This window comes from Pararhizobium polonicum (assembly GCF_001687365.1).
Lineage (GTDB): Bacteria > Pseudomonadota > Alphaproteobacteria > Rhizobiales > Rhizobiaceae > Pararhizobium > Pararhizobium polonicum.
Genome location: NZ_LGLV01000007.1, coordinates 166,128 through 182,713, shown reverse-complemented (window position 1 = coordinate 182,713; position 16,586 = coordinate 166,128). Strand labels below are relative to the sequence as shown.

The following is a 16,586-nucleotide window of genomic DNA, read 5'->3' as shown; positions in this document are numbered from 1 at the left end:
TGGAGGAACTGGTCTGGATTGAGTTAAGCGCCTGATTCAAATCAATTTCCTTCAAAAAAACGGCAGACGTTCGACAAATTCCGGCGAACCGGCAAGAAAACCGGCTGGGCGCCGCCGTGAACCCGCTATTGTGACCCGGCCAGCCGATGGCGCGAATCGAACGCGGCAACGGCAATCGCACAGGCAGAGGATGAAAACCCGATGGACACCCTGACCCGCATTCGCGCCTTTATCGATGTCGTCGATGCCGAGGGTTTTTCCGCCGCCGCGCGGCGCGTCGGACGCTCGAAGGCGCTCCTGTCCAAATATGTGCGCGAACTGGAAGACGAGCTCGGCGCCCTGCTTCTGAACCGCACGACCCGGCAGTTTTCACTGACCGAGGCCGGGCATACCTACTACCGGACCGCATCGGAAATTCTGAAAGAGATCGACAATCTCGCCGATCTCGTCCGCGCCAGCAATTCCGACCTCAAGGGCCGCCTGCGCATTTCGGCGCCACGCACCTTCGTCGATGCCGAGATCGGCCAGTCGCTGATCGATTTCGGCAAGGCGCATGCGGAACTGTCGCTGGAAATCGTCTCGGACGACCGTTTCGTCGACCTGGTCGAGGAGGGTTTCGACGTCGCCGTCCGCATCACCAAGCTGGAGGATTCGACGCTGATTGCCCGCAAGCTCGACGATTTTCAGGTGAAAATCTGCGCGTCGCCGGAATTTCTCGAAAAAAGCGGACCGATCCACCACCCCTCGGAGCTGTCGCGGCACGCCTGTATCATCGATACCAACGGGCGCTCCTACAGCAACTGGCGCTTTGTCGAAAAGGACGGCACCGGCTTCAGCGTTCCCGTCGGCGGGCCAATCGAGGTCAACAGCCCGCTCGCCGCCGTGCGCGCCGCCGAATCCAGCATCGGCATCTCCAGCATCCCCGATTTCATCGCCCGGCCGAAGATCGCCGCCGGAACGCTGGTCTCCATTCTGGAAGACTATCTTCCCAAGGATCGCGGCATCTATGCGATCTATCCGCATCGCCGCTACCTGCCGACAAAAGTGCGGACCCTCGTCGATTTCCTGCATGACTGGTTTCGCAAGCACACCGGGAATTGATGCGTTTGCCGCAGGGCGAAAGTCCCAATTCCGTCCCATTTCACATACATTGCATGGATGCCGGTATTGCACCGCAACAGCCAAGGGAATCACGTCCGTATGAAACCATCGTCCCTGATCCTGACGGCAGCGGCAGTGCTTGCCCCTTCAGTTGCGCTTGCCCATCCGCATATCTTTGCCGAGGCACGCCTCGAGATCGTTGCCGACGCGACGAACCATATTACCGAGCTGCGCAATGTCTGGCGTTTCGACGAGCTTTTCTCCGCCAGCGTGGTGATGGATTTCGACAAGAATTCGAATGCGCAGCTCGATCCCGACGAGCTGGAAGAAGTCGGCAAGACGGTTCTCGATTCGCTGGCGGAATACAATTACTACACGACGATCATCCAGAACGGCAAAACCATCAAGGTCAACAAACCGGATGCGATCACCGCCGACTACAAGGACGGACAGTTGCTGTTGATGTTCGCCGTCAAGCCCGCCGAACCCATGCCGCTCAAGGGCAATCTGTCGTTCGGAGTATACGACCCGACCATGTACACGGCGATGGATTTTCCGACCGACGGCGACCTGGTGCCGGTCGGCGCCCAGCTGAACGCCTGTGAGCACAAGGTGGTTCGTCCGGACCCCGATGAAGTGCTGGCCCAGAACCAGGCGACCCTCACCGACGCTTTCTTCAACGACCCGACCGGGACCGACATGTCGAAAATGTTTGCCACAAGGATCGAATTCAAATGCTGACGGCCCGCCCCCCTGTCCGGTTGATCGGCCTTGCGCTGATGCTCACGGCCCTTTGCGCAACCATGGCCCACGCCCAGTCGCCGCTTGGCATCGGCACCGCCGAGCCGTCCTTCTCGACCACCGGCATCTTCGGCGGATTTTTCGCCTGGGTGAACATGGAGCAGCAGCGCTTCTACCATACGCTGACGGAAGCGATCAAAGGCATGCGGGAAAACCCCTGGCATCTCTGGTCGCTGATCGGGCTGTCCTTTGCCTATGGCGTCTTCCACGCCGCCGGCCCCGGCCACGGCAAGGCGGTGATCTCCTCCTACATGATCGCCAACGAGACCGAACTGAAGCGCGGCGTGCTTCTGTCCTTCCTGTCCTCGATGCTGCAGGGGCTGGTCGCCATCCTTCTCGTCGGAGCCGCCTATCTGGTGCTGCGCGGAACGTCGATCTCGATGACGCAGGCGACGCATTTCCTCGAAGTGGTCAGCTACGCCCTGATCGCGGCCTTCGGCGGCTGGCTGCTGTTCCGCAAGCTGCGGGCCATGCGGGCGCGCAGCCTGGCGCCGGCCATCGCCCACGATCATCACGGCCATGATCACCATCATGACCATGGGCACGATCACGCGCACCACGCCCATGACCACGGGCATGCGCACGATCACGGACATTCTCATGACCACGGTCACAGCCATGGGCCGGGCGAGGTCTGCGATACCTGCGGCCACGCCCATGCTCCCGATCCATCGATGCTGAAGGGCGATCGTTTCGCACTCCGCGAGGCCTGGTCGGCCATCATCGCGGTGGGATTGCGGCCCTGCTCCGGCGCGCTGATCGTACTCAGCTTTGCGCTGTTGAACGGGCTTTATCTGGGTGGCGTTCTCTCGGTCTTTGCCATGTCGATCGGCACCGCCATCACCGTTTCGGCGCTGGCGACGCTGGCGGTCACCGCCAAGGATCTGGCTGTCCGCTACGCCTCAAGCGGAGCAGCAGCCATGCGCATCAGCAACGGCATCGAAATCTCCGGCGCCCTGCTGGTGCTGGTGCTGGGCTTCGTGCTGCTCGGGGCGTCACTGCAGGGCTAGAGCGCTTCATCTTCAAACGGAAGCATTCTGCCGGAAGGAATTTCGGCCAGGACCAAGGCGGTTGGCGAAGAGCGCAGCAAAAGCTGCGGTCGAGACGGCAGCCGCCGGTAATGGCCGAAATTCATCCGGCCCAAAGGGTTGGCTGAAACCGGCCGTCCGCAGCGTCGGCCGGCTTGTACGATGGGCTCGGCATCGCCCTGCGCCGACCTTCTCGCGGCCCGGCCGGTTTGAGCCAACAGAATTGCTTCCGTTTGAAGATGAAGCGCTCCAAAGCAATTCCAGCAAAAGTGCACAGCGGTTTTGCGTCCGGAATTGCGAAAAACAAGCAGTCAGAGCCCGCGCCGGCGCTGGTAGCGGGCCCGCAGCCAGAAGATCAGGAAGAAACCGAGCACGAACAATCCGCCGAAGGCGCCGGCAAGCAACGGCGAAAAGTCGCCGATCCAGAGCATGATTTTCGGCAGGACGAAAAACCCCACCCCGACGACAAGCAGGATGATGGCGGCGGCAATCGCCGGCGAGCGGTCTTTCTGTTCCGGCGCGTTCATGCCGTCTCCTTCTGAGCAAGATCTGCGCGGATGTCTTCGAGCTTGCGCTTCTGCGTTCCGTCGCCTGAAAAATTCTCCGGCGACAACCAGGCTTCGAAGGCAGCCTTCAGCAAGGGCCACTCCCCGTCGATGATCGAAAACCACGCGGTATCCCGATTGGCCCGCTTGGAAAGCATATGCTGGCGAAAGACGCCCTCGAAGGTGAAGCCGAGGCGGTTGGCGGTCTTCTTGCTGGCTTCGTTGCGATTGTCGCACTTCCATTCGTAGCGCCGATAGCCCAGCCCCTCGAAAGCGTGCCTGGCCATCAGGTAATGCACCTCAGTCGAGAGAGGCGAGCGCGCCATCGCAAAGGAATGCGCGACACCGCCGACTTCGACCACCCCGTTTGCCGGATCGGGCCGCATGTAATTGGCCATGCCGACGACATCGCCGCTGGCCTTGTCGTAGAACACCTGCGTGATCCAGCCGGATTTCTGCACGGCGGTCAGCCAGGCATCGAAATCCGCGATGCCGCGAAAATCGTCCTGCGCGAAATATTGAAGGCGCGCATTGATATCGAGCCCGCCGAAAGCCTGCCACAGCGCGTCCAGATGCGCGGTGCGGTCATAGGGCACGATCCGGACGTAACGGCCGTCCAGCGTCACCGGCGCCGGCGCCGGACAGCCGGTCCAATTCGTCAAATCACGCATCTGCACCTCCCGGATCAACAGCACCATCGTCATGACCGGCAGGGGGCTGCCCGGACCGGTCATGACAACGGATCTGACGCTGGCATAGGACAGCTCAGTCATCCGCACAAATGCAAAGTGATGATGGATCGATCACCAGGGCGATTTGATCGGCGGCTGGCCCGTTTGCGGCACCGAAGTCTGGGGCGCATTCGCCTGCGCTTCCACCACCGGACCCTTGGCGGAAGAGACCGTCGCCTCGATATGATCGATCAATGCATCGGCAAGGCCGAGGCGTCCGGCCAGCTGATCGAGATAGCCGCGTTCGGCCCGGCTGTCGGCATCGATGGCAAGACGCGAAGCCGTATAGAGCTCGACGCGCTCTTCTTCCGTTACGGCCGCCGCAACGATGCTGTCGAGATCGACGGGCTTGCTCAATTCATCATTGAGGAACCCTTCGGCTTCCGAATCGAGACCCGACACCTTGACCTTGTCCATGATGCGGGCGCGCTCGGCATCGTCGATATGACCATCGGCGCGGGCAGCCGCGATCATGGCGCGAACCAGAACCAGCACGAAATCATTGCGGATTGCCGCCGGTTCGCTGCTGAAGCCGGAATCGGCCGGTGCGGGCAGAAGCTCTGGCTGGGCCTGTGCTTCCGGCTGTGCGACCGGCTCCTTGCCGGCCTGGTAATTCTTGTAGGCCTGATATCCGAGGCCGGCGATGGCGGCGAGACCGCCGAGCTTCAGGGCAGAGCCCGTCACCTGACGGCCGGTGCCGGTGCCGAGCAGAACGGCGGCGATGGCGCCTGCGGCCAGCGGATTGTCCTTGGCGAGCTGCGTCGCCTGCCCGGCGCGGTCCCGCACCGTGCCGCCGGCGCCCGGGATCTGCGAGCCTAAAAACTGGTCCAGCAATTTCTTCGCGTCAAACATTCGGTCACACTCCCTTGGCCGGTTGAAGTCGAATGGAGACATAGGAATGCAACGAAAGGAATACAAATAAAAGACACCGGACATGAAAAAGGCCGGCAGCAAGCGCTCCGGCCTTTTGAATGCTTTGGCGGTTGGATCAGCCCCTGAGCGCGAACGCTTCCGCGGCAAGCTTGGTGATACCGGCCCAATCGCCCCTGGCGACCAGTTCCTTCGGCGCGACCCAGGAGCCGCCGACGCAGACGACGTTGGGCAGCGACAGGTAGTCCTTCGCATTCGACAGCGAAATGCCGCCGGTCGGGCAGAACAGCGTGCCGGCAAGCGGCGAGGACAGCGACTTGAGATAGGCGGCACCGCCCGCCTGTTCGGCCGGGAAGAACTTCATCACCTTGTAGCCTTCTTCGCGCAGGCCCATGACCTCGCTGGCGGTTGCGGCACCCGGAAGCAGCGGAATGTCGGAATCATTGGCGGCGTCGATCAGTTCCTGCGTCGTACCGGGGCTGACGATGAACTGCGAGCCCGCTTCGACCGCCGCCTGGTATTGAGCGGCATTAAGGATGGTGCCGGCACCGGCGACGGCGCCTTCGACCTCGTTGGCGACGGCACGGATGGCCTCAAGAGCCGCCGTCGTGCGCAGGGTGATCTCGATCGCCTTCAATCCGCCGGCGACAAGAGCCCGCGCCAAAGGCACGGCTGTCGCAACGTCATCAATGATCAGAACCGGTACGACCGGCTGCAATTTCAGGACGGAAAGAAGTTTTTCGGTTTTCTCGCTCATGCCGGACCGCCTTTTTAAAACGATTGAAGTGACGTTCGAATACTCTTCCCATCCGCCTTTGTCGATACCAAACGGGCGCTTTCGAACCTATTCGAGCATCGTGACGCGGGCTTGACAAGCGGCCCGCTGCAACGCTTCGCCGCAGGTAACGCCAAGCCCCAAGTGCGCGCTTGTCCCATCGTCACAATCCTGTAGTCTGCGCTCGATCGGCGTCGACAAAGCGGCAGGCAGGGCAATGGCCAAGGAAATCGAACGCAAGTTTCTGGTCGCGTCCGACGAATGGCGGGATGGGGCGGATACCGGGACGCGTCTGCTGCAGGCCTATATCGTCACGATGGACGACCGCTCGGCCCGCGTGCGGCTGATGGACGACACGCGCGCCAGGCTGACCGTCAAGATCAGCAACGGCTCGATGACGCGCGACGAGTTCGAGTATGATATTCCGCTTGCCGATGCCAAGGAGCTGATGTCGAAGGCCATCGGGCTCACCATCGAGAAGACCCGCTATGAGGTGAAACATCGCGGTTTTATCTGGGAGGTCGATGTCTACGGCGGCGCCCATGACGGCCTCGTCATTGCCGAAGTCGAACTGAGTGCCGAAGGCGACACGCCGGACCTTCCTTCATGGCTGGGTGCCGAGGTCACCGGCGACCCTCACTATTCGAATCAGTATCTCTCAACCAGCCCCTTGGTTTCGAAGGCGGATCATGAGTTATCGTATTCGCCCTTCTGAACATTTCACCGGGGAATTCAAGGCGGCCGGCACCGAGCAATTGCAGCGTGCCATCGCCGCGCTGACCGAACGTCCGGACGGGCTTGTAGAGGCCATCCATCAAGCCCGCAAGAATTTCAAAAGGCTGCGCTCCCTCTACCGTCTCGCCGCTGCCGATATCCCGGCCTTCCGGCGCACGGAAAATGCGCGCATCCGCACCATGGCAAGGACGCTCTCGACGTTTCGCGATGCGACGGCTCTCGTCGAGGTCAGCCATTATCTGGCGGACCACGCGGAAACCGGAAAAGAGCGTGCGGCACTGAAGCGCATCGCCAAGATGCTGACTGCCCGGCGCGACGAACGGGCCACCAGTGAGACATCTGTCGAAGACAGCGTGGCGGCGGCGATTGCCACCTGCGGCCGTGCGCTCGAGGCACTCTCCCGCATCACCTTTGAGGACGGTGCCGGCAAGAGCGCCACACGCATCGAAAAGGGCTGGCGCAAGGCACTGGAACGGGCCGCCGCCGCACGCGCGGCTTGCGAAAACACCACCGACGCCCATCTCTTCCACGAATTGCGCAAGCGTAGCCAGGACTACCGGTTCTATCTGGACCTGCTGCGGCAGCTCTGGCCTTCCGCCATGCATGCCAAACGCAGGGAAGCGGCTGTGATCGCCGAGCTGCTCGGCCATCACAACGATCTTGCGCTGCTGTCCTCCCTCGTCAACGAACAGCCGCATCTTTTCGGAAAGAGCGAGGATCTGGCCACTCTTCGCTCCTTGATGACGACCCGGCAGGAGGCGCTGCGGAAGGCCGCGCTGAAGGTGGCGGATTCCGCCTTCCGCGACGATCCGAAGGACGAGAGCCGGACAATCCGGCTGCTTTGGAAAGACGCCGCCTGAGCCTGCGCGCCCTGCCGCAATCGGGATTGATGCTGCCACTTACTGACAGTATGGTTGGATCATGTCCCGCTCCGCCCGCCTTCTCGATCTGATCCAGCTGCTGCGCACCTACCGGCGCCCCGTCAGCGGCAGCACGCTTGCCCAGCGCATGGGCATCAGCATCCGGACGCTCTACCGCGACATCGCCACGCTGCAGGCGCAGGGCGCCGATATAGAGGGCGCGCCGGGCTTCGGCTATGTGCTCAAGCCCGGCTTTCTGATGCCGCCGATGATGCTCAGCGAGGAGGAGATCGAGGCCCTGGTTCTGGGCGCCCGCTGGGTGGCGGCGCGGACGGATGACGAGCTGAAGGACGCGGCCCGCAACGCACTGGCGAAGATCGCCGCCGTGCTGCCGGCCGACATGCGGCACGAACTCGAAACAAACTCCCTGCTTGTCTACAACACACGCGAATTGCCTCTCGACACCACCGACTTCCCCGCCATTCGCGAGGCGATCCGGCAAGGTATGAAGCTCGACATCGACTATGCCGACGTCAACGGACAGCCGACGACGCGGCGCATCTGGCCTTTTGCACTTGCCTATTTCGAAGAAACCCGCGTGGTTGCGGCCTGGTGCGAATTGCGCAATGATTTTCGTCACTTCCGCACCGACAGGTTCACCACGATGACGGTTACCGGCATCCGCATTCCGCGCCGGCGCGACCGTCTACTGGCGGAATGGCGGCATGCCCACAACGTCACTCAGGACATGTGATCCTACTGCCATAAATTGACAGCATGCCGGAATAGACAAAGTCTCCGAACCCACCGAGAGGAGACTGCCATGAAAACCGATTTTGTTCTGCCTGTCGAAAGCCCGGCCGAAAGCGCCGTTTTCTACATGGCGATGTTCGGTGCGCTGCCGCTGGAACTGTCGCCGACCTATGCAGTCGTGCTGATGAACGACGCCTTGAAGCTTGGCTTCAAGGCAAAGAAGAAGATGCTGCCGGCCGCCATGAACGCCAACGACGCAGAGCTTCCGATCTTCGTCGCCGGCCGGGAGGGTGTCGACGCGCTTCACGACGAATGGCGCAGGAAAGGTGTCCCGATCTTGCAGGCACCCGCCTCGTCGGACTCTGATTATACCTTCACCTGTACCGATCCGGATGGCCACCGCCTGCGAGTCTTCACCCCGGAAGCCGCCTGACCGCCTCTATTCCGGCCACGCGCCCGATTGCGTGTGTGGCCGGAAAGCTGTATTTCACGCCGTATGACAGACACGCTTCAAACCCCTCGCCCGGAAGCCCAAGGCCAGTTTCTGGTGGCGGCGCTTTATCATTTCGTCTCGTTCGAGCGGTTCGCCGCGTTTCGCGAGCCGTTGCAGGCGATATGTGACGACAATCAGGTCAAGGGCACGCTGCTCATCGCCCACGAGGGCATCAACGGCACGATCGCCGGACCGGAAGACGGCATCAGGGCCGTGCTGGCCTTCCTGCACGCCCAGCCCGAATTCGCAAATCTCGAGCACAAGGAAAGCTGGGCGTCGTCCATGCCGTTCCTGCGCATGAAGGCGCGGCTGAAGAAGGAAATCGTCACCATGGGCGTCGAGGATATCGACCCCAACCGCATTGTCGGCACCTATGTGGCACCGAAGGACTGGAACGCGCTGATCTCCGATCCGGATACGCTGGTGATCGACACCCGCAACGATTACGAGACGGCGATCGGCATGTTCCGCGGCGCGGTCGATCCGAACACCAAGAGTTTTCGCGATTTTCCCGACTGGGTGAAGAACAATGCGGACCTTGCGGCCAAGCCGAAGATCGCCATGTACTGCACCGGCGGCATCCGCTGCGAAAAGGCCACGGCCTTCATGAAGGAACAGGGCTTCGACGAAGTCTACCACCTCAAGGGCGGCATCCTGAAATATCTGGAGGAAATGCCCGAGGAAGAAAGCCTCTGGGACGGTGCCTGCTTCGTCTTCGACGACCGGGTGTCTGTGACCCACGGCCTGAAGGAAGGCGAACACACGCTCTGCCACGCCTGCCGCCAGCCGCTGACACCGGAAGACCGGCTATCGCCTCACCACGAACACGGTGTCGCCTGCATCCATTGCCATGAGACCCGCACCGAGGAAGACCGCCTGCGCTACCGCCAGCGGCAGCGGCAGATGGAACTGGCCAAGAGGCGCGGCGAGCGGCATCTAGGGAGCTGAATTACGGCCGGCAGTCGAATGTGACCCTTGAGCGCCACCAGACGCTCGGCAAAATCGTGGCTGACCTGCCGCAGATAAAGACAGCCGTCGATATGGGCTGCCTCGATATCGATGAAGCTTTCGGCGCCGACGGCAGCGGCAGAACGCGTCAGCAGCCGCATACAAAAGGCGGCCGCCTCACCGTGGGTTTCCGGCCAGCAATGCAGTATCGAAGGAGGAAAGTTGAAGGGCCATGATCTCGAATAGGGCCCGGAATCATTCGGTGTCAATTGCCGCTACCCGGCATGTTTTCAAATTCCGGCAGACCGCCGGCGATATGATCCCAAACGGGGCGGCGGCTTGTCATCACCGCGCTGTCCGGCTGGAACAGGGAGGGATCATCAAGGGTCCCGGCGTAGACGGTCCAGCGATCGTCGTCCGGCGGACCGGAGCCAAAAATCGGGCTGCCGCAATTCTCGCAGAAAGAGCGCACCGTCTCCGCGCCGCTGCCACCGATCGTGCTGAACGACTTTATTGCACCGGTAAACGCCACCTCGCCACGACTGAAGATCATGTAGCAGCAATGGCCTGTCCCCGTCGCCCGCTGGCAATCCCGGCAATGGCAGAAACCGGAATATTTCGGCATTGCAACTGTTCGGTAACGGACAGCGCCGCACAGACATCCACCTGTCATCATGCTCTGTCCTCCCAAGCAAGCCTCAATCCGTTTGATCCGCTCCCGTCCGCGCGATCGCCTGCGCGAAACGCTGCAGATTTTTCATGAGAATAACCCGCGTCTCGGAATCCGCCAAAATCGCACGACGCTGCTCCGGCGTCTTGCCGAGAAGATTGATGCGGAAGGACGTTTCCTCAACCAGTCGGACGGACATGGTCTTCAGCACTTCCGTCAACGCCTCAAGCGCGGAATCGCCGCGATGGGAGGCATGGATGAGCATCACCGGCTTATGCGGAATTTCATCGCGTGAGACCAGCCAGTCGAGCGCATTCTTCAGCCCGCCGGGAATGCCGTGGGCATATTCCGGTGAAGAGATGATCAGCCCATCGGCAGCGCGGATTTTGGCTGTCAGCGCCAGCACGGAGGCAGGCATATCGTCGGCTTCGCGATCGGGATTGAAGATCGGCAGGTCGCCGATCAGATCGCAGATTTCGATCGTGATCCCGGATGGAGCGATGGCACACAGCGCCTCCAGCAGAGCCCGGTTGGACGACGCCTTTCGCAAGCTGCCGGCCAGAGCGTAGAAAAACAACGGCTGCCGGCCGGATGTCATGCGCATGCCTCCCAAGACGAGAATCGTCCCGGCCATCTTGCAGACCGGGGCTCATCTGTCACCCGGCCTTGTGATTGCCTTTCGGAAACTGTTCAGCCAGTTCCTTGTACCAATGTCCGCTCTTCTTGATGGTGCGGACCTGGGTGTCGTAATCGACATGGACGATGCCGAAGCGCATCTTGTAGCCTTCCGCCCATTCGAAATTGTCCATCAGGCTCCAGGCGAAATAGCCCTTCATCGGATAACCGTCGCTGATCAGGTCCGCCGTCACGGCCAGATGATCGGCGATGTAGTCGAGGCGCGGCTGGTCGTCGACCACACCGTTTTCGACGCCCATATTGTAGGCAGCGCCGTTCTCGGTGATGTAGCAATCCGGCAATTCGTAGCGCGCATTGACCGTGCGAATGAGGTCGCCGAGCGCCTGCGGGAAAATTTCCCAGCCGATATCGGTCTTCCCGTCGCTGACAGGCTTGGCATTGACCGTTGCCGGGAATTCGGCCCCCTCGGACGGGTCGTGGGAAACGCGCATCGGCGTGTAGTAATTGACGCCCCACCAGTCGGTCTTCTGGCTGATCGTCGCCATGTCGCCATCCTCGATGGCAGGCATGCGATGGCCAAGGGCAGAGAGGAAGCTTTCGGGATATTCACCCTTGAAAACCGGACCGAAGAAGACGCCATTGTGGAAATCGAAGGCGCGTTCGGCTGCGGCCTTGTCCTCGGTGCTGTCGCTGCCGGGATAGACATGCATCGGGTTGATGACGATACCGACCGGCAGGTTGGGATATTCCTCGCGCACCGTGGCAACACCGAGCCCGTGGGCCAGATTGGTGAAATGCAGCGCATGCAGCGCCGCGTCCATGTTGCGTTCGCCCGGGGCATGGATGCCATAGAGATGGCTGAGCCAGACCGAGCACCAGGGCTCGTTGAAGGTCGCCACCGCATCCAGCCGGTCGCCGAGGCGGGCAATCACCGTCTTGGCGTAACGCTGGTAGGCATAGGCGGTCGAACGCGCCGTCCAGCCACCGTCCCCCATCAGCGCCAGCGGCAGATCCCAATGATAGAGCGTCGCAAACGCCTTGATATTCCGCTGCTTCAGCCCATCGACGAGGCGATCGTAGAAATCCAGCCCCTTCTCGTTGATCGGGCCGGTGCCTTCCGGAATGATGCGCGGCCAGGCGATCGAGAAGCGATAGGCTTCGACACCGAGGCTCTGGATCAGGTCGAGATCTTCCTCCAGCCGGTTGTAATGATCGCAGGCGACATCGCCATTGTGGCCCTTGTAGACGCGGCCCGGCATATTGGAGAAGGCGTCCCAGATCGACGGCTTGCGGCCATCCGTCTTGGTGGCACCCTCGATCTGGAAGGAGGCGGTCGCCACACCGAACATGAAATCGCCGGGGAAACGCGCGGCGAGGGTCTTGGGATCGATCATGAAATACTCCGGATAAGCGGTGCGGACTGCAACGTTGCAGTAAAACGGTCTGCGAAAAAGTCAACCGCGCGCTGGGCAAGGGTCGTCAGTTCAAGGCTGCTGCGAAGATGCGATATTCATGTTTCAGGAAAAAGAATGGCGTCGTAGTCCTGAATCCGTTGAGGATATGCAGGATCTCACCCCTGTCATCACTCACGGTATAAAAGATCAGATAGCCTCAATGGGAGCGCCTTCTAACGCCAACATGCGCATAACGCGGTACCAGCGGAAAGGCATGGGGCGATTGCACCAGCCGCTCGCAACGGTCGATCAGCTCCCGGACAAAGGTGACCGCACGACCCGGATTATCGTGAGAGATATGATCTGCGATATGCTCGATATCCGCCTCGGCCGCGTCGGTAAAAACGACGATCACGAATTGCCGTCTTTCTCCCCGCGATCATATTTGGCGACAAGGCGCGCAAGCACATCCTGTCCGAGGTTCGCGCTGCTTGGCATGTCATTTCCCTTCGGTCAGCCGACAGGAAACAATAACAGTTAGCATAACAGCAAGCGCGAACCGGATAAAGGCTGCTCGAGCAGCTTAAACCTTGATCCAGGCCCCATTCTGCTTGGACGACTGCACGCAGGCATCGACGAACACCATGCCCTTCATGCCATCGTCGATTGTCGGATAGATGACAGCCGGATCGACCGCTTCGCCGTTGCGCTTGGCGAAGATGGCGCGCGCCGCTTCGGTATAGATATTGGCGAAGCCTTCGAGATAGCCTTCCGGATGGCCGGACGGGATTCGGGAAACGCGGGCGGCGGCCGGGCCGGAGCCGGCACCGTTGCGGGTGATCAGGCGCTTCGGTTCGCCAAAGGGCGTGTACCAGAGATAGTTCGGGTCCTTCTGGGTCCATTCGAGACCGCCCTTGGTGCCGTAGACCCGGACCATCAGGCCGTTCTCGTGGCCGGGCGCCACCTGGCTGCACCAGAGCAGGCCCTTGGCGCGCTGGCCGTTCTTTTCCTTGAAGCGCATCATCACATGGGCGTTGTCGTCCAGCGCACGGCCCTCGACAAAGCTGTCGAGATCGGCAGCCAGTTCTTCCAGCTCCAGGCCGGAGACGAAGGCGCCGAGATTATAGGCATGCGTGCCGATATCGCCGGTCGAGCCGCCGGCACCGGACTTGGACGGATCGGTGCGCCAGGCGGCCTGCTTCTGGCCGCTGCTCTCGATATTCTCCGTCAGCCAGTCCTGCGGATATTCCATCTGCACCAGACGCACGGCGCCGATATCGCCATTGGCGATCATCTCGCGGGCTTGGCGCACCATCGGATAGCCGGTGTAATTGTGGGTCAGCACGAACAGCGCGTCGCTCTCGTCGGCCAGCTTCTTCAGCTTTTTGGCATCGGATAGCGTCGAGGTCAGCGGCTTGTCGCAGATCACATGGATGCCGCGCTTGAGGAACTCGCGTGCCGCCTCATAGTGCACATGGTTCGGCGTGACGATAGCCACTGCCTCGATGCCGTTCTTCAGCTTGGCTTCGCGGATGGCCATTTCCTTGAAATCGGAATAGCTGCGCGACGGGTCGAGGCCCAGTTCGGCGCCGGAGGCCTTCGCCTTTTCCGGTGTGGATGACAGCGCACCGGCCACCAGTTCGAAATGATCGTCGAGACGCGCCGCCATGCGATGCACCGCGCCGATGAATGCGCCCGAGCCGCCGCCGACCATGCCGAGACGGATGCGCTTTTGCCGAACCTCTGTGGTTCCTTCGATTGCCATGTTTTTCTCCTTGGATGTGTTTGTATATGCGGAGAGTTTTACCTCCCCCTTCAGGGGGGAGGTCGCAGCGAAGCTGCGGGTGGGGGTGATCCATTGGATGTGGTGGAAATCACCCCACCCCGGCGCTGCGCGCCGACCCTCCCCCTCAAGGGGAGGGTGAAAACTTACAGCCCCAGCATGCGCCGGTTGGCCGCCTCGTCCGTGCCGCCGTCGGCGAAATCGTCGAAGGCTTTTTCCGTGACGCGGATGATGTGGTGCTTGACGAATTCGGCGCCTTCGCGCGCGCCGTCTTCCGGGTGTTTCAGGGCGCATTCCCATTCGACCACGGCCCAGCCGTCAAAATCATGAGCCGTCAATTTCGAGAACACGGCACCGAAATCCACCTGGCCGTCGCCGGGCGAGCGGAAGCGCCCGGCCCGGTTGACCCAGCCCTGATAGCCGCCATAGACGCCCTGGCGCCCCGTCGGATTGAACTCGGCGTCCTTGACGTGGAACATCTTGATGCGCTCGTGATAGATGTCGATATTGTCGAGGTAGTCCAGGCACTGAAGGACATAGTGCGAGGGATCGTAGAGCATGTTGGCGCGCGGATGGTTGCCGACACGCTCGAGGAACATCTCGAACGTGACACCGTCATGCAGATCCTCGCCGGGATGGATTTCGTAGGCGACATCGACGCCGCAATCTTCGGCGTGATCGAGGATCGGCTTCCAGCGGCGGGCCAGTTCGTCGAAGGCAGTCTCGACGAGGCCGGCCGGGCGCTGCGGCCAGGGATAGATGAAGGGCCAGGCGAGCGCCCCGGAGAAGGTCGCATGCGCCTTGATGCCGAGATGCTTCGATGCCGTCAGCGCCATCTTGACCTGTTCGACCGCCCATTCCTGACGCGCCTTCGGATTGCCGCGCACTTCAGGCGCAGCAAAACCGTCGAAAGCCTCGTCATAGACAGGGTTGACCGCGACCAGCTGCCCCTGAAGATGGGTCGAAAGCTCGGTCACCTCGATGCCGTTTTCCCGCGCCTTGCCGGCAAATTCGTCACAATAATCCTTCGACGCCGCCGCCTTTTTCAGGTCGATCAGCTGGCTGGCCCAGGTCGGGACCTGAACGCCGATATAGCCGCAATCGGCGGCCCATTTGGTAATCGAATCCCAGGAATTGAAAGGCGCCGCATCGCCCGCGAACTGCCCGAGAAAGAGGGCCGGGCCCTTGATGGTCTTCATCTGTCGTCTCCTCCGTCGAAAGAATGACCGCTCACCCCGGCCACATCAGTCAATCTTGAAATGTTTTCTGGCGTACGTACATCTAATAACAACCGCTGAACCTGAAACGTTGCAGGGCGCCCGGGAAGCTAACATGTTTGCGCTGCCGGGCAATCGGTCTCGCGACAAAAAATTTCGCAAAGTCACCATCAAAAAGAAAAGCTGCCCATAGCACCAGGCTACGGGCAGCTCCAACATCAGACCCGGATCAGAACGGTGAATCGGGGAAGTAGAAATCCTTGGCATTTTCCTTGGTGACGAGCGTCGCGTCGATCGTGTAGACGCCGCGAACCGGAACCTGGCCGTAGAAGTTGGCAACCGTCATTTCGAGCGCGGTGCCGACCATTGCCGGCGGATAGAGCACGTCGACCGGGATCATCTTGTCGCCGTCCATGACCTTCTTGATCATGTCCTTCGAGCCGGCGCCGGCCACGACATACTGGATGTCGGTGCGCTTGGCCTGCTCGATCGCCTGCAGCACGCCGACAGCCATGTCGTCGTCCTGGCACCAGACCACATCGATCTTCGGATGCTTGGTCAGGTAATCCTGCATGACCTTGAAGGCGTCGTCGCGGTTCCAGTTGCCGAACTGGCGGTCGAGAACCTTGACGTTGGAGCCTTCGATGCCCTTGTCGAAACCGTCCTGGCGCTGCTGGTCGATCGGGATCGGCAGGCCGCGGATGATGACGACTTCGGCGTCCGGCGTCGTCGCCTTGATATATTCACCGGCCGTCTGGCCGAGAGCCGGGTTGTTGCCGGCGACATAGAGGTCGCGAACGGTGTTGTCGTTGACGCTGGGCGCGCGGTCGACGATGGCGACGAACGTGCCCTTGCTCTTGACTTCCTTGATGGCGTTGACCAGCGGATCCGGATCGGACGGCAGGATGACCAGCGCGTCGATGCCCTGGGTTTCCAGATCCTGCACGGCATTCGCCTGGCTTGCCGGATCCGGCGATGTCTTGACGATGATGTTGAGGCCCGGATGGCGCGCCATCAGAAGCTTGGCGACGCGCTCCGCATGGAACACCACACCCGAGGTCCAGCCATGGTCGGCGGCCGGGATCGAAACGCCGATCGTCACCTTCTTGTCTTCCGCGTGGGCCACGCCGGTCAGCGCCATCATGGCGACGGCCGCTACGCCCAATAATCCTTTACGCATGTTTCTCTCTCCCTAGTGAATACGGGTCTGACAGTCCGTGACCGGGCGACCCATGAACCCGGTTAT

General features: G+C 61.3%; 20 protein-coding genes. 9 read left to right on the top strand and 11 right to left on the bottom strand.

Going from position 1 to position 16,586, the window contains the following annotated elements; all coding sequences use genetic code 11:
• The first annotated feature begins 201 nt into the window (after positions 1–201).
• From ADU59_RS11740 to ADU59_RS11730, 3 genes are all read left to right on the top strand, one after another.
• Positions 202–1,101 carry a LysR family transcriptional regulator gene (locus ADU59_RS11740; protein ID WP_068954308.1) on the top strand — a complete coding sequence of 300 codons (900 nt, stop codon included), beginning with the start codon at positions 202–204 and terminating at the stop codon, positions 1,099–1,101.
• Between the two features lie 99 nt (positions 1,102–1,200).
• On the top strand, positions 1,201–1,842 hold the full coding sequence (locus ADU59_RS11735) for a DUF1007 family protein (protein WP_068954307.1): 642 nt from the start codon (positions 1,201–1,203) through the stop codon (positions 1,840–1,842).
• A complete protein-coding gene (locus ADU59_RS11730) occupies positions 1,836–2,912 on the top strand; it encodes a nickel/cobalt transporter (RefSeq protein ID WP_068954306.1) in 1,077 nt (358 codons plus the stop codon). Before ADU59_RS11735 ends, ADU59_RS11730 begins: the two co-directional genes overlap by 7 nt.
• A gap of 329 nt (positions 2,913–3,241) precedes the next feature.
• Here the strand turns inward: ADU59_RS11730 and ADU59_RS11725 are convergent, their stop codons facing one another.
• The 4 genes from ADU59_RS11725 to ADU59_RS11710 all read right to left on the bottom strand — a co-directional run bounded on the left by ADU59_RS11725 (position 3,242) and on the right by ADU59_RS11710 (position 5,833).
• Complete coding sequence (locus ADU59_RS11725; RefSeq protein ID WP_068954305.1) at positions 3,242–3,457, bottom strand: hypothetical protein; 216 nt, start codon at positions 3,455–3,457, stop codon at positions 3,242–3,244.
• Entirely contained in the window at positions 3,454–4,146 is a 693-nt protein-coding gene (locus ADU59_RS11720) for a GNAT family N-acetyltransferase (protein WP_068954537.1), read from the bottom strand. The genes ADU59_RS11725 and ADU59_RS11720 overlap by 4 nt, the downstream gene beginning before the upstream one ends.
• Positions 4,147–4,278: 132 nt before the next feature.
• A complete protein-coding gene (locus ADU59_RS11715; protein WP_068954304.1) occupies positions 4,279–5,058 on the bottom strand; it encodes a tellurite resistance TerB family protein in 780 nt (259 codons plus the stop codon).
• Between the two features lie 136 nt (positions 5,059–5,194).
• Positions 5,195–5,833 (bottom strand): 2-dehydro-3-deoxy-phosphogluconate aldolase, encoded by a 639-nt coding sequence (locus tag ADU59_RS11710; protein WP_068954303.1) that lies wholly within the window; start codon positions 5,831–5,833, stop codon positions 5,195–5,197.
• 235 nt (positions 5,834–6,068) lie between these two features.
• Between ADU59_RS11710 and ADU59_RS11705 the strand changes: the two genes are divergently transcribed.
• From ADU59_RS11705 to trhO, 5 genes are all read left to right on the top strand, one after another.
• Positions 6,069–6,566 carry a CYTH domain-containing protein gene (locus tag ADU59_RS11705; RefSeq protein WP_068954302.1) on the top strand — a complete coding sequence of 166 codons (498 nt, stop codon included), beginning with the start codon at positions 6,069–6,071 and terminating at the stop codon, positions 6,564–6,566.
• Positions 6,541–7,446 (top strand): CHAD domain-containing protein, encoded by a 906-nt coding sequence (locus ADU59_RS11700; RefSeq protein WP_068954301.1) that lies wholly within the window; start codon positions 6,541–6,543, stop codon positions 7,444–7,446. The genes ADU59_RS11705 and ADU59_RS11700 overlap by 26 nt, the downstream gene beginning before the upstream one ends.
• Positions 7,447–7,507: 61 nt before the next feature.
• Positions 7,508–8,200 carry a helix-turn-helix transcriptional regulator gene (locus tag ADU59_RS11695; protein WP_068954300.1) on the top strand — a complete coding sequence of 231 codons (693 nt, stop codon included), beginning with the start codon at positions 7,508–7,510 and terminating at the stop codon, positions 8,198–8,200.
• Positions 8,201–8,269: 69 nt separating this feature from the next.
• A complete protein-coding gene (locus tag ADU59_RS11690; RefSeq protein ID WP_068954299.1) occupies positions 8,270–8,632 on the top strand; it encodes a VOC family protein in 363 nt (120 codons plus the stop codon).
• A gap of 63 nt (positions 8,633–8,695) precedes the next feature.
• On the top strand, positions 8,696–9,640 hold the full coding sequence (gene trhO / locus ADU59_RS11685) for an oxygen-dependent tRNA uridine(34) hydroxylase TrhO (protein ID WP_068954298.1): 945 nt from the start codon (positions 8,696–8,698) through the stop codon (positions 9,638–9,640).
• Here the strand turns inward: trhO and ADU59_RS11680 are convergent.
• From ADU59_RS11680 to ADU59_RS11665, 4 genes are all read right to left on the bottom strand, one after another.
• Positions 9,574–9,801 (bottom strand): aconitase X, encoded by a 228-nt coding sequence (locus tag ADU59_RS11680; RefSeq protein ID WP_068954297.1) that lies wholly within the window; start codon positions 9,799–9,801, stop codon positions 9,574–9,576. The genes trhO and ADU59_RS11680 overlap by 67 nt on opposite strands.
• A gap of 104 nt (positions 9,802–9,905) precedes the next feature.
• Positions 9,906–10,313, bottom strand: a complete 408-nt coding sequence (locus tag ADU59_RS11675) for a GFA family protein (protein WP_068954536.1) — start codon at positions 10,311–10,313, stop codon at positions 9,906–9,908.
• Positions 10,314–10,338: 25 nt separating this feature from the next.
• On the bottom strand, positions 10,339–10,908 hold the full coding sequence (locus tag ADU59_RS11670) for an NADPH-dependent FMN reductase (protein ID WP_068954535.1): 570 nt from the start codon (positions 10,906–10,908) through the stop codon (positions 10,339–10,341).
• Positions 10,909–10,966: 58 nt separating this feature from the next.
• Entirely contained in the window at positions 10,967–12,340 is a 1,374-nt protein-coding gene (locus tag ADU59_RS11665) for a GH1 family beta-glucosidase (protein ID WP_068954296.1), read from the bottom strand.
• 118 nt (positions 12,341–12,458) lie between these two features.
• On the opposite strand from ADU59_RS11665, the gene ADU59_RS31455 reads away from it, so the two are divergent.
• Entirely contained in the window at positions 12,459–12,881 is a 423-nt protein-coding gene (locus ADU59_RS31455; RefSeq protein WP_425332011.1) for a hypothetical protein, read from the top strand.
• 42 nt (positions 12,882–12,923) lie between these two features.
• On the opposite strand, the gene ADU59_RS11655 is transcribed toward ADU59_RS31455, so the two are convergent.
• The 3 genes from ADU59_RS11655 to ADU59_RS11645 form a co-directional block, all read right to left on the bottom strand.
• Positions 12,924–14,105 carry a Gfo/Idh/MocA family protein gene (locus ADU59_RS11655; protein WP_068954295.1) on the bottom strand — a complete coding sequence of 394 codons (1,182 nt, stop codon included), beginning with the start codon at positions 14,103–14,105 and terminating at the stop codon, positions 12,924–12,926.
• Positions 14,106–14,269: 164 nt separating this feature from the next.
• Positions 14,270–15,322 carry a sugar phosphate isomerase/epimerase family protein gene (locus ADU59_RS11650; RefSeq protein ID WP_068954294.1) on the bottom strand — a complete coding sequence of 351 codons (1,053 nt, stop codon included), beginning with the start codon at positions 15,320–15,322 and terminating at the stop codon, positions 14,270–14,272.
• A 247-nt stretch (positions 15,323–15,569) separates the two neighbouring features.
• Positions 15,570–16,520, bottom strand: a complete 951-nt coding sequence (locus ADU59_RS11645) for a substrate-binding domain-containing protein (RefSeq protein ID WP_068954293.1) — start codon at positions 16,518–16,520, stop codon at positions 15,570–15,572.
• Between the last annotated feature and the right edge of the window lie 66 nt (positions 16,521–16,586).

Bases quoted from the DNA above. Each gene is read 5' to 3' on its own strand.
- ADU59_RS11740 (WP_068954308.1), top strand. From the start codon at position 202: ATGGACACCCTGACCCGCATTCGCGCCTTTATCGATGTCGTCGATGCC.
- ADU59_RS11735 (WP_068954307.1), top strand. From the start codon at position 1,201: ATGAAACCATCGTCCCTGATCCTGACGGCAGCGGCAGTGCTTGCCCCT.
- ADU59_RS11730 (WP_068954306.1), top strand. From the start codon at position 1,836: ATGCTGACGGCCCGCCCCCCTGTCCGGTTGATCGGCCTTGCGCTGATG.
- ADU59_RS11725 (WP_068954305.1), bottom strand. From the start codon at position 3,457: ATGAACGCGCCGGAACAGAAAGACCGCTCGCCGGCGATTGCCGCCGCC.
- ADU59_RS11720 (WP_068954537.1), bottom strand. From the start codon at position 4,146: ATGCGTGATTTGACGAATTGGACCGGCTGTCCGGCGCCGGCGCCGGTG.
- ADU59_RS11715 (WP_068954304.1), bottom strand. From the start codon at position 5,058: ATGTTTGACGCGAAGAAATTGCTGGACCAGTTTTTAGGCTCGCAGATC.
- ADU59_RS11710 (WP_068954303.1), bottom strand. From the start codon at position 5,833: ATGAGCGAGAAAACCGAAAAACTTCTTTCCGTCCTGAAATTGCAGCCG.
- ADU59_RS11705 (WP_068954302.1), top strand. From the start codon at position 6,069: ATGGCCAAGGAAATCGAACGCAAGTTTCTGGTCGCGTCCGACGAATGG.
- ADU59_RS11700 (WP_068954301.1), top strand. From the start codon at position 6,541: ATGAGTTATCGTATTCGCCCTTCTGAACATTTCACCGGGGAATTCAAG.
- ADU59_RS11695 (WP_068954300.1), top strand. From the start codon at position 7,508: ATGTCCCGCTCCGCCCGCCTTCTCGATCTGATCCAGCTGCTGCGCACC.
- ADU59_RS11690 (WP_068954299.1), top strand. From the start codon at position 8,270: ATGAAAACCGATTTTGTTCTGCCTGTCGAAAGCCCGGCCGAAAGCGCC.
- trhO (WP_068954298.1), top strand. From the start codon at position 8,696: ATGACAGACACGCTTCAAACCCCTCGCCCGGAAGCCCAAGGCCAGTTT.
- ADU59_RS11680 (WP_068954297.1), bottom strand. From the start codon at position 9,801: ATGCGGCTGCTGACGCGTTCTGCCGCTGCCGTCGGCGCCGAAAGCTTC.
- ADU59_RS11675 (WP_068954536.1), bottom strand. From the start codon at position 10,313: ATGACAGGTGGATGTCTGTGCGGCGCTGTCCGTTACCGAACAGTTGCA.
- ADU59_RS11670 (WP_068954535.1), bottom strand. From the start codon at position 10,908: ATGACATCCGGCCGGCAGCCGTTGTTTTTCTACGCTCTGGCCGGCAGC.
- ADU59_RS11665 (WP_068954296.1), bottom strand. From the start codon at position 12,340: ATGATCGATCCCAAGACCCTCGCCGCGCGTTTCCCCGGCGATTTCATG.
- ADU59_RS31455 (WP_425332011.1), top strand. From the start codon at position 12,459: ATGTTTCAGGAAAAAGAATGGCGTCGTAGTCCTGAATCCGTTGAGGAT.
- ADU59_RS11655 (WP_068954295.1), bottom strand. From the start codon at position 14,105: ATGGCAATCGAAGGAACCACAGAGGTTCGGCAAAAGCGCATCCGTCTC.
- ADU59_RS11650 (WP_068954294.1), bottom strand. From the start codon at position 15,322: ATGAAGACCATCAAGGGCCCGGCCCTCTTTCTCGGGCAGTTCGCGGGC.
- ADU59_RS11645 (WP_068954293.1), bottom strand. From the start codon at position 16,520: ATGCGTAAAGGATTATTGGGCGTAGCGGCCGTCGCCATGATGGCGCTG.